The following is a 14,684-nucleotide window of genomic DNA, read 5'->3' as shown; positions in this document are numbered from 1 at the left end:
TGCCCGGTGTTTGCACAGTGCCCTGAACACCTGTCCGCGCGGGGCCGTACTCGACTGTGGTACGGGTCTCGCACGGAAGGACCTTCGGGTTGTCTCAGGACATGAGTACGCGGCAGGCGGCGAGCACGGTCGAGGGTGGCGAGGAGGAGAGTCCCACGCCCGTGCTCGCGTCCCTCCCGTCCTTCCCCAGATCCCTTCCCCGGCCCTGGGCCATGGCGTCCGCGTGGACCCGGCGATGGCGGGCGGCGCATCCGGCCGCCGCGCAGGCGCTGTCCGTCACCGTCACCGTGCTCGCCGCCATGCTCGTCGTCGCCGCACTGGTGATGCCCAACTCCATGGCCCAGCTGCACCCTCGACGGTTTGTGCGGATACCGGCGGAGGCCGTGATCGGGGCCGCCGTGCTGATCGCGCTGCCACGGCGGCCGCGGGTGGCGCTGGCCGTGGTGTCCGGGGTGTCGCTGGCCGCGATGACCGTGCTGAACCTGCTCGATGCGGGGTTCAACCAGTACCTCGGCCGCGGCTTCAACGTCGTGCTCGACTGGAGCCTGTTCGGCGACGCGGAGTCGTATCTGGAGGACTCCTACGGCCGTACGGCCACCCTCGTCGCCGTGGCCGGTGTGATCGTCCTCGTGCTGTCGGTCTTCGTGGTGCTGGCGCTGTCCATGGTCCGGCTGAGCAACCTGCTCGCCCGGCACCCCGCCACCGCGACCCGGGGCACGCTGGTCGCCGGCGTCGCCTGGATCACCTGCTCCACGCTCGGCCTCCAGCTGTCCGGCGTGCCGCTCGCCGCCGACAGCACCGCGAACGCCCTGAAGGACCAGGCCCACCGGATCTCCGACACGCTCAAGGACGAGGCGGAGTTCCGGAAGGTGGCCAGGGTCGACGCCTTCGGGAACACGCCGGGCAGCCAGCTGGTCCCGGATCTGCGGGGCAAGGACATGGTCTTCACGTTCATCGAGAGCTACGGCCGCAGCGCCGTCGAGGACCCGATCATGGGGCCCGGCGTCGACGCCACCCTCGACGCCCGCACCCAGGCACTGGCCAAGGCCGGCTTCCACGCCAAGAGCGGCTGGCTGACCTCGGCGACCTACGGCGGCAGCAGCTGGCTCGGGCACTCCACCACCATGTCGGGCCTGTGGATCAGCAACCAGCAGCGCTACCGCACGGTCATGGCGAGCGACCACATGAGCCTGACCGACGCGTTCAAGAAGACCGGCGCCTTCGACACGGTCGGGGTCATGCCGGGTGTGCAGAAGGCCTGGCCGGAACAGAAGTGGTACGGCCTCGACAAGGTCTACAACGCCTTCCAACTCGGCTACAAGGGGCCGAAGTTCAGCTGGTCGACCATGCCGGACCAGTACACCCTCCAGCAGTTCCAGAACCGGGTGCACAGCAAGCAGCCCGCCGACGGCAAGTCACGGATGTCGCTGCTCATCCTGACCTCCAGCCACACGCCCTGGGCACCGATCCCGAAGATGGTCGGCTGGGACCAGCTGGGCGACGGCTCCATCTTCAACGGCATAGAGAAGGCGGGCCACCCGTCCTCCTACACCCTCACCGACGACACGCACACCAAGGAGGAGTACGGCAAGTCCGTCCAGTACACGGTGACGGCCCTGACCGAGTGGCTGGAGCGGTACGGCACGAAGGACACCGTGCTGGTCTTCCTCGGCGACCACCAGCCGAACGCCCACGCCAGCGGCAACCATGCCAGCCGTGACGTACCGGTCTCGATCGTCGCCAAGGACCCCACGGTGCTGGACAAGATCGCGAGCTGGGGCTGGACCGACGGCCTGCGCCCCGCGCACACCGCACCGGTCTGGAAGATGAGCGCGTTCCGCGACCGCTTCCTGACGGCGTTCGGCTCGACGCCGCATCCGAAGAAGAACTGATCAGCCGCCGGAGGTGTCGAGTTCGGCGTCCTCGCTCACGCCCGCGCAGTCGTACGGGTCCTTCAGCCAGCCGTCCGGCAGCACCACCCGGTTGTTGCCGGACGTACGGCCCCGGGGTCCGTCCGCGCCGGCGGGCCACGGCTGGTCGAGGTCCAACTCGTCCAGCCCGGCGCGCAGTTCGGCCAGCGACGAGGTGATCGCGAGCCGCTTGCGCATCTCGGAGCCCACCGCGAAGCCCTTCAGATACCAGGCGACGTGCTTGCGGAAGTCGACCACGCCCTTGGACTCGTCGCCGAGCCACTCGCCGAGCAGGGTGGCGTGCCGGACCATGACGTCGGCCACCTTCCGCAGCGACGGGCGGGCCAGGCCCTCCAGCCGCCCCTCGAACGCCGCCACCAGGTCCGCGAACAGCCACGGCCGCCCCAGGCAGCCGCGCCCCACGACCACTCCGTCGCAGCCGGTCTCGCGGACCATCCGCAGCGCGTCCCCGGCCGACCAGATGTCACCGTTGCCGAGGACCGGGATCTCCGGGACGTGCTCCTTGAGGCGGGCGATGGCCTCCCAGTCCGCCGTGCCGCCGTAGTGCTGGGCGGCCGTACGGCCGTGCAGGGCGATGGCCGTCACGCCCTCCTCGACGGCGATGCGGCCGGCGTCGAGGTAGGTGATGTGGTCGTCGTCGATGCCCTTGCGCATCTTCATCGTCACCGGCAGGTCACCGGCGCCGCTCACGGCCTCCCGGAGAATCGCCCGCAGCAGGTTGCGCTTGTACGGCAGGGCCGAGCCGCCGCCCTTGCGGGTCACCTTCGGGACCGGGCAGCCGAAGTTCAGGTCGATGTGGTCGGCCAGGTCCTCCTCCGCGATCATGCGGACGGCCTTGCCGACGGTGGCCGGGTCGACGCCGTACAGCTGGATCGACCGCGGCTGCTCGCTCGCGTCGAACCTGATCAGCTGCATGGTCTTCTCGTTGCGCTCGACCAGCGCCCGGGTCGTGATCATCTCGCTGACGAACAATCCCTTGCCGCCGGAGAACTCCCTGCACAGCGTGCGGAAGGGCGCGTTGGTGATGCCCGCCATGGGTGCGAGCACGACCGGCGGCGTCACGGCGTGCGGGCCGATGGAGAGCGGGTGGGACATCAGACGACTCCGGGACGGATCTACGACACGGGGACACAGGGCAAGCACCCATTGTCCCTCACTCCGCCGCCGCCTCGGCCAGCCGCTCCAGCCGCTCCTCACTGTCCTCGTCGGCGGGGACGTACGCCACGACCCGCTGGGCGGGTGCCTGCGGGGCCAGCCACATGTTCCGGTGCTCCAGCCGGATCAGCCCGACCACCGGGTGCAGATAGCGCTTGACGTGCGGGGACATCGGCGCGACCTCGTGCCGCTCCCACAGCGCGCGGAACTCCGCGGACGCCCCCAGCAGCCGGTCCAGCTGCTCCTTCCACACCGGCTCGGCCACGTGCTCGGCCATGGCGGCCCGGTATTTCGCGATCAGGTCGCGCAGCATCTCGTCCCGGTCGAGGAAGTCCCGCTTCCAGCGCTCGCTGGTGGTCAGCAGCCACAGGCAGTTCCGGTCGGCCCGGGGGCGCTGTGTCTGAGGCGCGCACAGTGTTCCGAGGAACGGAAGTTCTTGCATCGAATGTGTGACCTTTTCGGATAGTGCTCGTTGGATGCGGTGACGGGTTCTTCGGTACCAGGCAGGGGGTGGGGCATGGGTGGGCTGCGCGAGCCTGCGGCGCCGTTCGTTGCTCTCGGCGCGTCGGGTGTTGCCATCCGTGCCCGGCTCAAGCACCTGACACCCGAAGACGTGGAGGTGTTGCGTCTGGTCGGCGATCATCTCGGCAAGCTGGCCGGGCGGGATCTACGGGCCCGGTGTGCGGCTGGTCTGGAGCACGACATGGACGCGTGGGCGCAGCGCAAGCGGGCCCTGACCGGGCAGTCCTCCTCACGTTGGGCCGGGTCAATCACGAGGGCGACGCATGATCAGTGGGCGCTGGCCCGGCGCGCTCAGGCGGCGCAAATCCAAGGCCTTGAAGCGGGTGTGCGCACGATCGCGCACCGGTTGTCTTTGCCGGTGGGGGAGGCGGGGACCAGGCGGGCCCCGGGCGGGTACCGCTCCCGGCAGGAGTGGCACGCGAAGTCACGGCGGCTGCATGTGCTCGCGGAACGTCTGGAGTGCGAGCGCGCCGACCGAGAGATCGGGCGGGTGCGGGTGGTGCGCGGCAGCAAGCGGCTGCTGAACAGTCGGCATCACCTCGAAGCGGCCGGACTGAACGAGAACGCCTGGCGCCGCCAGTGGGAAGCGTCCCGCCGGTTCTTCCAGGCCGATGGCGAGTCGGGCAGGCGATTCGGGAACGAGACGATCCGGATCAGCCCGGACGGCGAAGTCAGCATCAAACTGCCCGCCCCGCTTGCGCATCTGGCCAACAGTAAGAACGGCCGGTACAGGCTCGCCTGCCGCGTGGTCTTCCATCACCGGGGGCAAGAGTGGACCGACCGCATAGCCGCGAACCGGTCGGTGGCGTACCGCATCCACGAGGACATCCACCGCCGCCGTTGGTACCTTACCGCCTCCTGGCAGATCCCACTGGTCAGGACTGTTCCCCTGGTCCAGGTCCGTGCCGGTGGGCTGGTCGGCGTCGACACCAACGCCGACCACCTGGCCGTTTGGCGGCTCGATGTCCACGGCAACCCGGTCGGCAGGCCGCACCGCTTCAACTACGACCTGTCCGGCACCGCCCAGCATCGCGACGCCCAGGTCCGCCACGCCCTGATCCGGCTGCTCCACTTCGCCAGGCGCCACGGCCTCGCCATCGCCGTCGAGGACCTGGACTTCGCCGCGGAGAAGACCCGGGAGAAACACGGGCGCCGCAGGCGGTTCCGGAAGCTTATCTCCGGCATGCCTGTGGCCCGGCTGCGGGCGAGGCTGGTGTCGATGGCCGCCGAACTCGGCATCGCCGTCGTCGTAGTCGACCCTTCCTACACCTCCCGATGGGGCGCCCAGCACTGGCAGAAGCCCCTCACCAACAAGAACACAAAGACCACTCGCCACGACGCGGCAGCTGTGGCGATCGGTAGGCGCGCCCTGGGGCACTCGATCCGGCGACGGACGGCACCGCCCCGTACCCACCAGAGCGATGGGTGCGGGCATCGGACCGTCCAGGCCGCACCGGTGGCCCCCGGGCGTGAGGGAACCCGCCCCCGTATCCCCGGACCACGGACACGATCCGTGCGCGCCGGATACGGAGCGAAAGCGGGCAACCAGCGTACCCAACACCGTTCGGGGCACGCGGCTGAGCATGCGTCCTGGCAGCAGGACCCACTCCCGCTCAGTCCTTAGAAACGGTCCATCAGCAGCGCGCGCTCACAAAGATCGTGCAACAGTCATTAGTTAGACGCACTATTGAAATAGGCGTACGATGGGATCCATGCCCGAGCTCAGCCGCCGCCGCCGTCTGCTCGTGCTCGCGATCTGCTGCATGAGCCTGCTGATCGTGAGCCTCGACAACACCGTGCTGAACGTGGCACTGCCCGCCATGCAGCGCGACCTGCACGCCACGACCTCCGGTCTGCAGTGGACGATCGACGCCTACACGCTGGTGCTCGCCTCGCTGCTGATGCTCGCGGGCTCGACGGCCGACCGCATCGGCCGCAAGAAGGTCTTCATGGCGGGCCTGGTGATCTTCACCATCGGCTCCGTGCTCTGCTCGCTGGCGCCGAACCTCTCCCTGCTGATCGTCTTCCGGATGGTGCAGGCGGTGGGCGGCTCGATGCTCAACCCGGTCGCCATGTCGATCATCACCAACACCTTCACGGACGCCCGTGAGCGGGCCCGCGCGATCGGTGTCTGGGGTGCGGTGGTCGGCATATCCATGGCGGCCGGCCCACTGGTCGGCGGCCTGCTCGTGCAGTCCGTGAGCTGGCGTTCGATCTTCTGGATCAACCTCCCGGTCGGCCTCGCCGCCCTCCTGCTCACCCTCCGCTTCGTCCCGGAGTCCCGCGCCCCCAAGGGCCGCCGGCCCGACCCGGTCGGCCAGCTCCTGGTCATCGCCCTGTTCGGCGCGCTGACGTACTCGATCATCGAGGCACCGGACTCGGGCGCGGCCGCGGTGGCGCCCTTCGTCGCGATCGCCGCCGTGGCCCTGTCGGCCCTGCTGTGGTACGAAGCCCGCCGCACCGAACCCCTCATCGACCTGCGCTTCTTCCGCTCGGCGCCGTTCAGCGGGGCCACGGTGATCGCGGTCGGCTCGTTCGCGGCGCTGGGCGGCTTCCTGTTCCTGTCGACCCTGTACCTGCAGAACGTCCGCGGCCTGGACGCCCTGCACGCGGGCCTGTGGATGCTCCCGATGGCCGCGCCGACCTTCCTGTGCGCGCCGGTCTCCGGCCGCCTGGTCGGCAGCCGCGGCCCCCGCCTGCCGCTGCTGATCGCGGGTACGGCGATGACGGCGAGCGGTGTCCTCTTCGCCGCCTTCGACGCGGAGACCTCGGACGTCACCCGCTTCCTCGGCTACGTCCTGTTCGGCATCGGCTTCGGCTTCGTGAACGCGCCGATCACCAACACGGCCGTCTCGGGCATGCCGCGCACCCAGGCCGGGGTCGCCGCCGCCGTCGCCTCCACCAGCAGGCAGCTGGGCCAGACCCTCGGCGTCGCGGTGATCGGCTCCGTCCTGGCCTCCGGCATCGGCGCGGCCTCGTACCACCAGGCCTTCGTCCCGGCGGCCCGCCCCGGCTGGTGGATCCTCACGGGGTGCGGGCTGGCCGTGCTGGTGCTCGGGCTGCTCACGAGCGGGCGGTGGGCCCGCGCCACGGCGGACCGCACGGCGCGGACCCTGCAGGCACCGGAGATCCGCGAGCCGGTGAACGCGGGGGCCAGGACCTAGTGCCGCGGCAGGCAACGTCTGCCCGTCAAGGAGCGGCGTCCGGTGCGTGCTCTGGGGGTCCCCCCGGCCGAAGGCTGGGGGAGTGCCGGCCGGAAGCCCTCGTACTGGACGTACTTGGGCTTTCGGCCGGTGCGGCGAGTGGGGGTACCCCCTCTGGGGGAGCGTGCAGGGCGTCGCGACGGGGCGAACGTTGCCTGTTGCGGCACTAGCCGGCCGGTACCGGCGCGCAGGCCAGCTCGTGCAGCTTTTCCAGCCGCTCCCGGGACTGCTCGTCCTTCGCCGTGTACGTCACCATCCGGGCGCCCGCCTCGGGGCCGAGCCACAGGTCGGTGTGTTCCAGGCTGAGGTGACCGACGTGGGGGTGGCGGAACTCCTTGGTCTTGCTGCGGGCGCCGAGGACCTCGTAGCGCTCCCAGTGCTCGCGAAACGCCGGGGACACCGACTCCAGGCGCTTGATGAGCATCTTCCAGGCCGGTTCGCCGAGGTGGCCGGCGAGGGCGGCGCGCAGCCGGGCGGCCATGATGCGCTGGGTCTCCTCCAGGTGGACGATCGCCTCCTGCCAGTCCTTGTTCGTGTAGACGAGGAGCATGCAGTTGCGGTCCTCCGGCGGGATCGCGTCCAGGTCGCCGAAGAGGCGGGCGTAGGGGCGGTTGTAGGCGAGGATGTCGTAGCGGCTGTTCTGGATGCAGGCCGGGACCGGCTCCAGCCGGCGCAGCATCTCGCGCAGCGCCGGGGTGACGCTCGGGCAGCTCGCGGCGGGGGTCGGATCGGTCGCGCCGGCCAGCTGGAAGAGATGGGCGCGCTCGCTGGCGTCCAGCATCAGGGTGCGGGCGAGGGCGTCCAGGACCTGCACCGAGACCTGGATGTCCCGGGCCTGCTCCAGCCACGTGTACCAGGTCACCCCGACCGCGGAGAGGTGGGCGACCTCCTCCCGGCGCAGTCCGGGCGTGCGGCGCCGGGCCCCGCGTGGCAGGCCGACCTGCTCGGGGGTGATGCGCTCGCGGCGGCTGCGCAGGAACGCGGCCAGCTCGTGCCGGCGGATCTCGGCGCCCCGGGACGGCTGCGCTGCGGTCGTCCGCCTGTCCGTGGCCGTGGTCGTCATGGGTCCAGGGTGCCGTGTACTTCATCCTGTTGCCAGGTACTTCTGCTACCAGGATGAAGAGACTCTGGTACCAGTCTGGGCGGCGGCGCAGGCTCGGGGACATGAGTGAGACCGTCACCACCCGGGCCGTCCGTACGACGGCCGCGCCGCCCGCACTCGGCGGGCTCGGGCTGTTCACCGTCCTGCTGGCCGCGGCGCTGCCGCTGATCGACTTCTTCATCGTCAATGTCGCCCTGCCGACCATCGGCCGCGATCTCGCCGCGAGCGAGGCCGTGCTGGAGCTGGTCGTCGCCGGGTACGGCGTCGCGTACGCCGTGCTGCTCGTGCTCGGCGGGCGGCTCGGGGACCTGTTCGGGCGGCGCCGGCTGTTCCTCGGCGGAATGGCCGCGTTCGGGCTGACCTCGCTGGCCTGCGGGGTGGCGCCCGACGCCTGGACCCTGGTGGCGGCGCGGATCGCGCAGGGCGCGTCGGCCGCCGCGATGCTGCCGCAGGTGCTCGCCACCATCCAGGCCACCACGAGCGGTGCGCGCCGCGCGAAGGCCATGAGTCTGTACGGGGCCACCGCCGGACTCGCCATGGTGGCCGGGCAGATACTCGGCGGGGTCCTCGTCGCCGCCGACATCGCCGGGACCGGCTGGCGGTCGGTGTTCCTCGTCAACGTGCCGGTCGTCGTGGTGGGGTACGTCCTCGCCCTGCGCGTCGTACCGGAGACCCGCTCGCAGCGTCCCGAGCCCGTCGACGGCCCCGGCACCGTGCTGCTCGCGGTGTCCCTGCTGACGCTGCTCGCCCCGCTCACCGAGGGCCGGGCGGCGGGCTGGCCGCTGTGGACGTGGCTGTCGCTGGCCGCGTTCCCGTTCGCCGCCGGTGCGTTCTGGGCGGTGGAGCGGCGGGCCGACCGGGCGGGCCGGACCCCGCTGGTGCCGCCGAGCCTGCTGGCGCTGGCCTCACTGCGGCGCGGTCTGGTGCTGATCCTGCCGTTCTCCATCGGATTCAGTGGGTTCATGTTCGTCATCGCGCTGGCGTTGCAGCAGGGCGCCCGGCTCGGTCCGGTGCCGGCCGGACTCGCGCTCGCGCCGATGGCTGTGGCGTTCCTGTTCGTCTCGCTCGCCGGGCCCCGGCTGATCGCCCGGCACGGCACCCGGGTGATCACAGCCGGGTCCGCGGTCCAGGGCGTGGGTGTGCTGCTGATCGTGCTGACCGTGTGGCGTGACTGGCCGCACCTGGGCTTCGTCTCGCTGCTGCCGGGCGTGGCCGTGGCCGGTGCCGGGCAGGCGCTCCAACTGCCCAATGTGATGCGGATCGTGCTGTCCGAGGTGCCGTCGGCCCGCGCCGGGGTCGGCAGCGGTGTGATGGTCACCACTCAGCAGTCCTCGCTCGCCCTGGGCGTGGCCACCCTGGGCACCCTGTTCCTCACCCTCGTACCGCACCAGGGCATGCGGGACGCCCTGGTCACGACGCTGCTGGTGCAGCTGGCCGGGGTCGTGCTGACGGGCCTGCTGAGCCTGCGGCTGCCGCGCGAGGTCCGCTGAGCTCCGGGCAGGCTCGGCCAACCGCCGGTGAATCTCCCCCTGTTGATGTTCGTTGTGCTGCACACTCCCTCCGGTCGGGATGTGGCGGGGCGCGAGGAGGCGTGATGGCGCGGGGCAGCAGTACGAGCAAGGTCAGCCGCTGGGACCGGCACGGCCGGGAGCACGTCGTACGGGTGGAGCGCACCGGAGTGCAGCGCGTGATCCGGTGCGACACCTGCGGCTGGCGCCGGAGCGCGCAGTTCCTGCCCTGGCTGAAGGCCGAGGAGCATCTGACCGAGGCCCACCAGGCGACGGTCGATCCGGCGACTCTGCCGCGGTGACCCTCGGTGACCATCCATGAGCGCTCAGGTAAGAAACAGGCAAAACCAACATCCGGGAAAACGTTGTCCTGCCTGCGGATTCGCCGAAATCAGTAGACATTTCAACGGATTTCGACATGCCGCGCCGCCGGACTCGGGCCAGCCTGGATGTCGCGAGCAGGCCTGAACGGGCCCCGCTCGCGACCAGGGGGGAACTCCCACCAACAGGAGACCCACATGAGCTTCACCCGGAGCCGTCGCGCCCGAGCGCTCGCAGCCGGCACCCTGTCCGCCGCGCTGCTGTCGACCGGTACGGCCGGAGCCCTCGCCGCGGACGCCAAGCCGAGTCCCACGCCCACGACGACCGCGTCGCCGACGATGACCGCGACGCACAAGCCCGTGCCCATGCCGACGTCCACGGCGGCTTCGATCAGCCTCACGGCGAGGCCGACCTCGGCGAAGGCCGGACAGACCGTGGTGTTCCGCGGCCGCACCAAGGGCCTGAAGGTCGGCTCTCCGCTGCTGCTCCAGCACCTGAAGAACGGCAAGTGGACCGCCCTCGGCGCCACCGGCAAGGTGAAGACGGGCAGTTCGTTCGCCATCTCCACCAAGTTCACGACCAAGGGCACCGAGACGGTGCGGGTAGCGAGCCTGACCAGGGCCGGCAAGGTCGGCAAGGTCATCTCGAACACCGTCACGGTGACGGTGAGCTGAGTCCCCTCAGCAGCAGGTCCACGACGGCCGTGAACTCCTCGTCCACGCCGGGGCGGATCCACTCCCGGGCGTAACAGGGGTCATGGAAACGGCCGGTGGCCTGGAAGACGGCACGAGCCGCGGCGGCCGGGTCGGACACCTCGAAGGTGCCCGACCCGGCCCCTGCCGTGATGATCCGGGTCAGCTGTCCGGTCAGGTCGGCGATGTGCTCGCCGACCGCCGCGCCGTTCTCGTCCGCCAGCACCGTGTACGTCGCGAACAGCTCGGGGTCGTCACCCGCCTTGTGCCGCTTGGCCTCGAACAGCGCCGCGAGCCACGCCCGCAGCCGCTCCTCCGGACTCCCGCCGGTCTCCACGATCCCGGCGAGCCTCTCGGACGTCCGGTCCAGCCAGCGCTTGGTGACCGCCTCGCGCAGCGCCGCCTTGGTGCGGAAGTGCCGGTAGACACTGCCATGGCTGACGCCGAGCGCGCGGGCCACGTCGACCACCGTGGCCTTGGCCGGGCCGTGACGGCGCAGCACCTCCTCGGTGGCTTCGAGGATGCGCTCGGCGGTCAGGGTCTCGCTGGTCGGTGCCATGTCATAGACCGTACGTCATGGTCGGCACCCGCTTGTCCGCTCAGCGCTCGCTGTCGAGCATGGCCATCTGCGCGGTCGGGTAGCGGTCCCCGGCCGCCGCGTCCGCCGGTACGGCCTCCTCGATCGCCGCCAGGTCGGCCGCGTCCAGGGTGACGTCCAGCGCGCCGAGCGATTCGCTCAGCCGCTCGCGGGTACGGGCGCCGACGAGCGGCACGATGTCCGTGTCGTGCCGAGGGCTCTGGGCCAGCACCCAGGCGATGGCGGTCTGGGCGACCGTCGCACCCTTCTGCTCGGCGATCTTGCGCAGGGCCTCGACCAGGTTCAGGTTGTGCTGGAGGTTCTCGCCCTGGAAGCGGGGCGAGTGGGCGCGGAAGTCGTTCGCGGCCAGCTGCCGGTCCTGGGTGAAGTGGCCGGAGATCAGGCCGCGGGAGAGCACGCCGTACGCCGTGATCCCGATGCCCAGCTCGCGGACGGTCGGCAGGATCTCCTGCTCGATGCCCCGGCTGATCAGCGAGTACTCGATCTGCAGGTCGGCGATCGGGGCGGTGGCGGCGGCCCGGCGGATGGTGTCGGCGCCGACCTCGCTGAGGCCGATGTGCCGGACGTACCCCTTCTCGATCAGTTCCGCGATCGCGCCGACGGTCTCCTCGATGGGGACGTCCGGGTCGAGGCGGGCGATCCGGTAGACGTCGATGTGGTCGACGCCGAGGCGCTGCAGGGAGTAGGCGGCGAAGTTCTTCACGGCGGCCGGGCGGCCGTCGTAGCCGATCCAGTTGCCCTCCGGGTCGCGCAGGGCACCGAACTTCACGCTGGTCAGCGCCTTCTCGCGCAGGGCGGCCGGGGCGCTGCGCAGGGCCTCGCCGATCAGCATCTCGTTGTGCCCCATGGCGTAGAAGTCGCCGGTGTCGAGGAGCGTGATGCCCGCCTCCAGGGCGGCGTGGATGGTCGCGATCGACTCCGCGCGGTCGGCGTCGCCGTACAGCGCGGACATGCCCATGCAGCCGAGGCCGAGGGCGGAGACGGCAGGACCGGTGGTGCCGAGGTTTCGGGTTCGCATCGTCATGCCTTCACCTTGCCATGACGACTGACAGATTTCAATATCTGTCACTCCAACTTTGTCATCCGCAGGGCACACAAAAGCCGGGCGAGCTGAACGGATTCAGCTCGCCCGGCTTCCGGTGCGGTGTGACTAGGCGGACTAGGCGCCGATGAGGCGCTGGGCGAGGTAGCCCTCGATCTGGTCCAGCGACACGCGCTCCTGCTTCATCGAGTCACGCTCACGCACGGTGACGGCGTTGTCCTCAAGCGTGTCGAAGTCGACGGTCACGCAGTACGGCGTACCGATCTCGTCCTGGCGGCGGTAACGGCGGCCGATGGCGCCGGCGTCGTCGAACTCGATGTTCCAGTTCTGACGGAGTGCCTGGGCGAGACCCTTGGCCTTCGGGGACAGCTCCGGGTTGCGGGACAGCGGCAGGACCGCGACCTTCACCGGGGCCAGGCGGTGGTCCAGGCGCAGCACCGTACGCTTCTCCATCTTGCCCTTGGCGTTCGGCGCCTCGTCCTCGACGTAGGCGTCGAGCAGGAACGCCAGCATCGTCCGGCCGACACCCGCCGCCGGCTCGATGACGTACGGCGTCCAGCGCTCGCCGGCCTCCTGGTCGAAGTAGGAGAGGTCCTGGCCGGAGGCCTTGGAGTGAGCGCTGAGGTCGTAGTCGGTGCGGTTGGCGACACCCTCCAGCTCGCCCCACTCGCTGCCGCCGAACTGGAAGCGGTACTCGATGTCGGCGGTGCGCTTGGAGTAGTGGGAGAGCTTCTCCTTGGGGTGCTCGTACCAGCGCATGTTCTCCTCACGGAGACCCAGGCCGCGGTACCAGTTCCAGCGCTGCTCCATCCAGTATTCCTGCCACTGCTCGTCCTCGCCCGGCTTGACGAAGAATTCCATCTCCATCTGCTCGAACTCGCGGGTGCGGAAGATGAAGTTGCCGGGCGTGATCTCGTTGCGGAAGGACTTGCCCATCTGCGCGATGCCGAACGGCGGCTTGCGGCGCGAAGTGGTCTGCACCTGGGCGAAGTTGGTGAAGATACCCTGGGCGGTCTCGGGGCGCAGGTACGCGACCGAGCCGGTGTCCTGGGTCGGGCCGAGGTGCGTCGACAGCAGACCCGAGAACTGCTTGGGCTCGGTGAACTGGCCCTTGTTGCCGCAGTTCGGGCAGTTGATGTCGGCGAGGCCGTTCGCCGGGGCGTGGCCCTTCTTCTCCTCGTACGCCTCTTCCAGGTGGTCCGCGCGGAACCGCTTGTGACACGCGGTGCACTCGGTCAGCGGGTCCGTGAAGGTGGCGACGTGGCCGGAGGCGACCCAGACCTCGGAGGCCAGGATGACGGACGAGTCGATACCGACCACGTCCTCGCGCGACGTCACCATGTAGCGCCACCACTGGCGCTTGATGTTCTCCTTGAGCTCGACACCCAGCGGTCCGTAGTCCCAGGCGGCACGCTGTCCGCCGTAGATCTCACTGCACGGGAAAACGAAGCCACGGCGCTTGCTCAGGCTGACGATGGTGTCGATCTTGTCGGCGGCCACGGTGCTCTCTTCATTAACGACGACGGGCGTTGAAGCGAGATGCTTCCAGCGAATGATTCAGGGTACCGGCGGGGACTCCCCCTCAACCAAATCGGTACCGCTCAGCAGCTTTGTTGACAACGGTTTCCATATTTGTTGAAAATGACTGTCATGAACGTACGACGACGCCTCATACCCGCCGCCGCGATCACCGCCGTGACCGCCCTCGGCCTCGGCACTCTCACCGCCTGCTCCGGCGACAAGGCGAACGCGGCGGGCAACGGCACGTTCGACGTCGTCGCGTCCTTCTATCCCATGGCCTTCCTGGCCGAGCAGATCGGCGGCGGGCACGTCCACGTCACCAGTCTCACCTCCCCCGGCCAGGAACCCCACGACCTGGAGATCAGCCCGAAGCAGATCGCGCAGCTCCAGGACTCCGACGCGGTCCTGTACCTGAAGAACCTCCAGCCCTCCGTCGACGACGCGGTGGCCCAGTCCCCGGTCAAGACCAAGATCGACGCGGCCTCCCTGACCACGCTGGAGGAGCACGGCAACGAGGTCGGCGGACACGCGGCCGCGCACGACACCCACACCGGCGCGGAGTCCGGCGGCAAGGACCCGCACCTCTGGCTCGACCCGGTCCGCTACGCCCAGGTCGCCCAGGGCGTCGGCGCCGCCTTCGAGAAGGCGGACCCCAAGAACGCGGCCGACTACAAGAAGAACACCGCGGCCCTGGTGAAGCGGCTGAACGACCTGGACCAGCAGTTCAAGGACGGCCTGGCCCACACGAAGAACAAGGTCTTCATCACCACCCACGCCGCCTTCGGCTACCTCGCCGAGCGCTACGGCCTGACCGAGGAGGCCATCAACGGCCTCGACCCCGAGTCGGAGCCCAGCGCCGCCCGGGTCAAGGACCTGGAGACGATGGCCAAGGCCGACGGCGTCAGCACCGTCTTCTACGAGACGCTCGTCAGCGACAAGACCGCCAAGACCATCGCGGGTGACGCGGGCCTGAAGACCGACGTACTGGACCCGATCGAGGGCATCACCGCCAAGTCCCGCGGCAAGGACTACTTCTCCGTCCAGGAAGCCAACCTCAAGGCCCTCCAGCAGGCGCTGGGCGCGAAATGA

Annotated in this window: 13 protein-coding genes; 7 read left to right on the top strand and 6 right to left on the bottom strand. The window is 69.9% G+C overall.

Translation table 11 applies throughout. From position 1 onward, the window contains the following. Window positions 1-101: 101 nt before the first annotated feature. Entirely contained in the window at window positions 102-1,892 is a 1,791-nt protein-coding gene (locus LE548_RS12550) for a CDP-alcohol phosphatidyltransferase (RefSeq protein ID WP_374116069.1), read from the top strand. Here LE548_RS12550 and dusB read toward each other — a convergent pair whose 3' ends face one another. Next, the gene (gene dusB, locus LE548_RS12545) at window positions 1,893-3,026 is read right to left on the bottom strand and encodes a tRNA dihydrouridine synthase DusB (protein ID WP_225096864.1); all 1,134 of its coding nucleotides are present in this window, start codon (window positions 3,024-3,026) and stop codon (window positions 1,893-1,895) included. Window positions 3,027-3,084: 58 nt separating this feature from the next. Next, window positions 3,085-3,528 (bottom strand): hypothetical protein, encoded by a 444-nt coding sequence (locus LE548_RS12540; protein WP_225096863.1) that lies wholly within the window; start codon window positions 3,526-3,528, stop codon window positions 3,085-3,087. A gap of 75 nt (window positions 3,529-3,603) precedes the next feature. Here LE548_RS12540 and LE548_RS12535 point away from each other — a divergent pair, with 75 nt between their 5' ends. Together LE548_RS12535 and LE548_RS12530 are read left to right on the top strand one after the other, a co-directional pair. Continuing rightward, window positions 3,604-5,232: an IS200/IS605 family accessory protein TnpB-related protein gene (locus LE548_RS12535; protein WP_225096862.1), complete on the top strand. Its 1,629-nt coding sequence runs from the start codon at window positions 3,604-3,606 to the stop codon at window positions 5,230-5,232. A gap of 88 nt (window positions 5,233-5,320) precedes the next feature. Next, window positions 5,321-6,772, top strand: a complete 1,452-nt coding sequence (locus tag LE548_RS12530) for an MFS transporter (RefSeq protein WP_225096861.1) — start codon at window positions 5,321-5,323, stop codon at window positions 6,770-6,772. Between the two features lie 205 nt (window positions 6,773-6,977). On the opposite strand, the gene LE548_RS12525 is transcribed toward LE548_RS12530, so the two are convergent. Continuing rightward, window positions 6,978-7,874, bottom strand: coding sequence for a helix-turn-helix transcriptional regulator (locus tag LE548_RS12525; RefSeq protein ID WP_225096860.1), 897 nt, complete (start codon window positions 7,872-7,874; stop codon window positions 6,978-6,980). A gap of 101 nt (window positions 7,875-7,975) precedes the next feature. On the opposite strand from LE548_RS12525, the gene LE548_RS12520 reads away from it, so the two are divergent. The 3 genes from LE548_RS12520 (at window position 7,976) to LE548_RS12510 (ending at window position 10,416) form a co-directional block, all read left to right on the top strand. Continuing rightward, the gene (locus LE548_RS12520) at window positions 7,976-9,403 is read left to right on the top strand and encodes an MFS transporter (RefSeq protein WP_225096859.1); all 1,428 of its coding nucleotides are present in this window, start codon (window positions 7,976-7,978) and stop codon (window positions 9,401-9,403) included. 104 nt (window positions 9,404-9,507) lie between these two features. Continuing rightward, entirely contained in the window at window positions 9,508-9,723 is a 216-nt protein-coding gene (locus LE548_RS12515; protein ID WP_225096858.1) for a hypothetical protein, read from the top strand. Between the two features lie 216 nt (window positions 9,724-9,939). Further along, the gene (locus LE548_RS12510) at window positions 9,940-10,416 is read left to right on the top strand and encodes a hypothetical protein (protein WP_225096857.1); all 477 of its coding nucleotides are present in this window, start codon (window positions 9,940-9,942) and stop codon (window positions 10,414-10,416) included. Here the strand turns inward: LE548_RS12510 and LE548_RS12505 are convergent. From LE548_RS12505 to LE548_RS12495, 3 genes are all read right to left on the bottom strand, one after another. Beyond that, a complete protein-coding gene (locus tag LE548_RS12505) occupies window positions 10,397-10,993 on the bottom strand; it encodes a TetR/AcrR family transcriptional regulator (protein WP_225096856.1) in 597 nt (198 codons plus the stop codon). The two genes, LE548_RS12510 and LE548_RS12505, sit on opposite strands and share 20 nt — an antisense overlap. Window positions 10,994-11,033: 40 nt before the next feature. Further along, on the bottom strand, window positions 11,034-12,056 hold the full coding sequence (locus LE548_RS12500; RefSeq protein WP_225096855.1) for an aldo/keto reductase: 1,023 nt from the start codon (window positions 12,054-12,056) through the stop codon (window positions 11,034-11,036). A 135-nt stretch (window positions 12,057-12,191) separates the two neighbouring features. After that, on the bottom strand, window positions 12,192-13,574 hold the full coding sequence (locus tag LE548_RS12495; protein WP_225096854.1) for a glycine--tRNA ligase: 1,383 nt from the start codon (window positions 13,572-13,574) through the stop codon (window positions 12,192-12,194). 150 nt (window positions 13,575-13,724) lie between these two features. Here LE548_RS12495 and LE548_RS12490 point away from each other — a divergent pair, with 150 nt between their 5' ends. Continuing rightward, window positions 13,725-14,684 carry a metal ABC transporter substrate-binding protein gene (locus LE548_RS12490; RefSeq protein WP_225096853.1) on the top strand — a complete coding sequence of 320 codons (960 nt, stop codon included), beginning with the start codon at window positions 13,725-13,727 and terminating at the stop codon, window positions 14,682-14,684.

It is taken from the genome of Streptomyces sp. CoH27 (assembly GCF_020181035.1).
Lineage (GTDB): Bacteria > Actinomycetota > Actinomycetes > Streptomycetales > Streptomycetaceae > Streptomyces > Streptomyces camelliae.
Note: the sequence above shows the minus strand (reverse complement) of the source record. Positions and strands in the feature narration are given on the sequence as shown.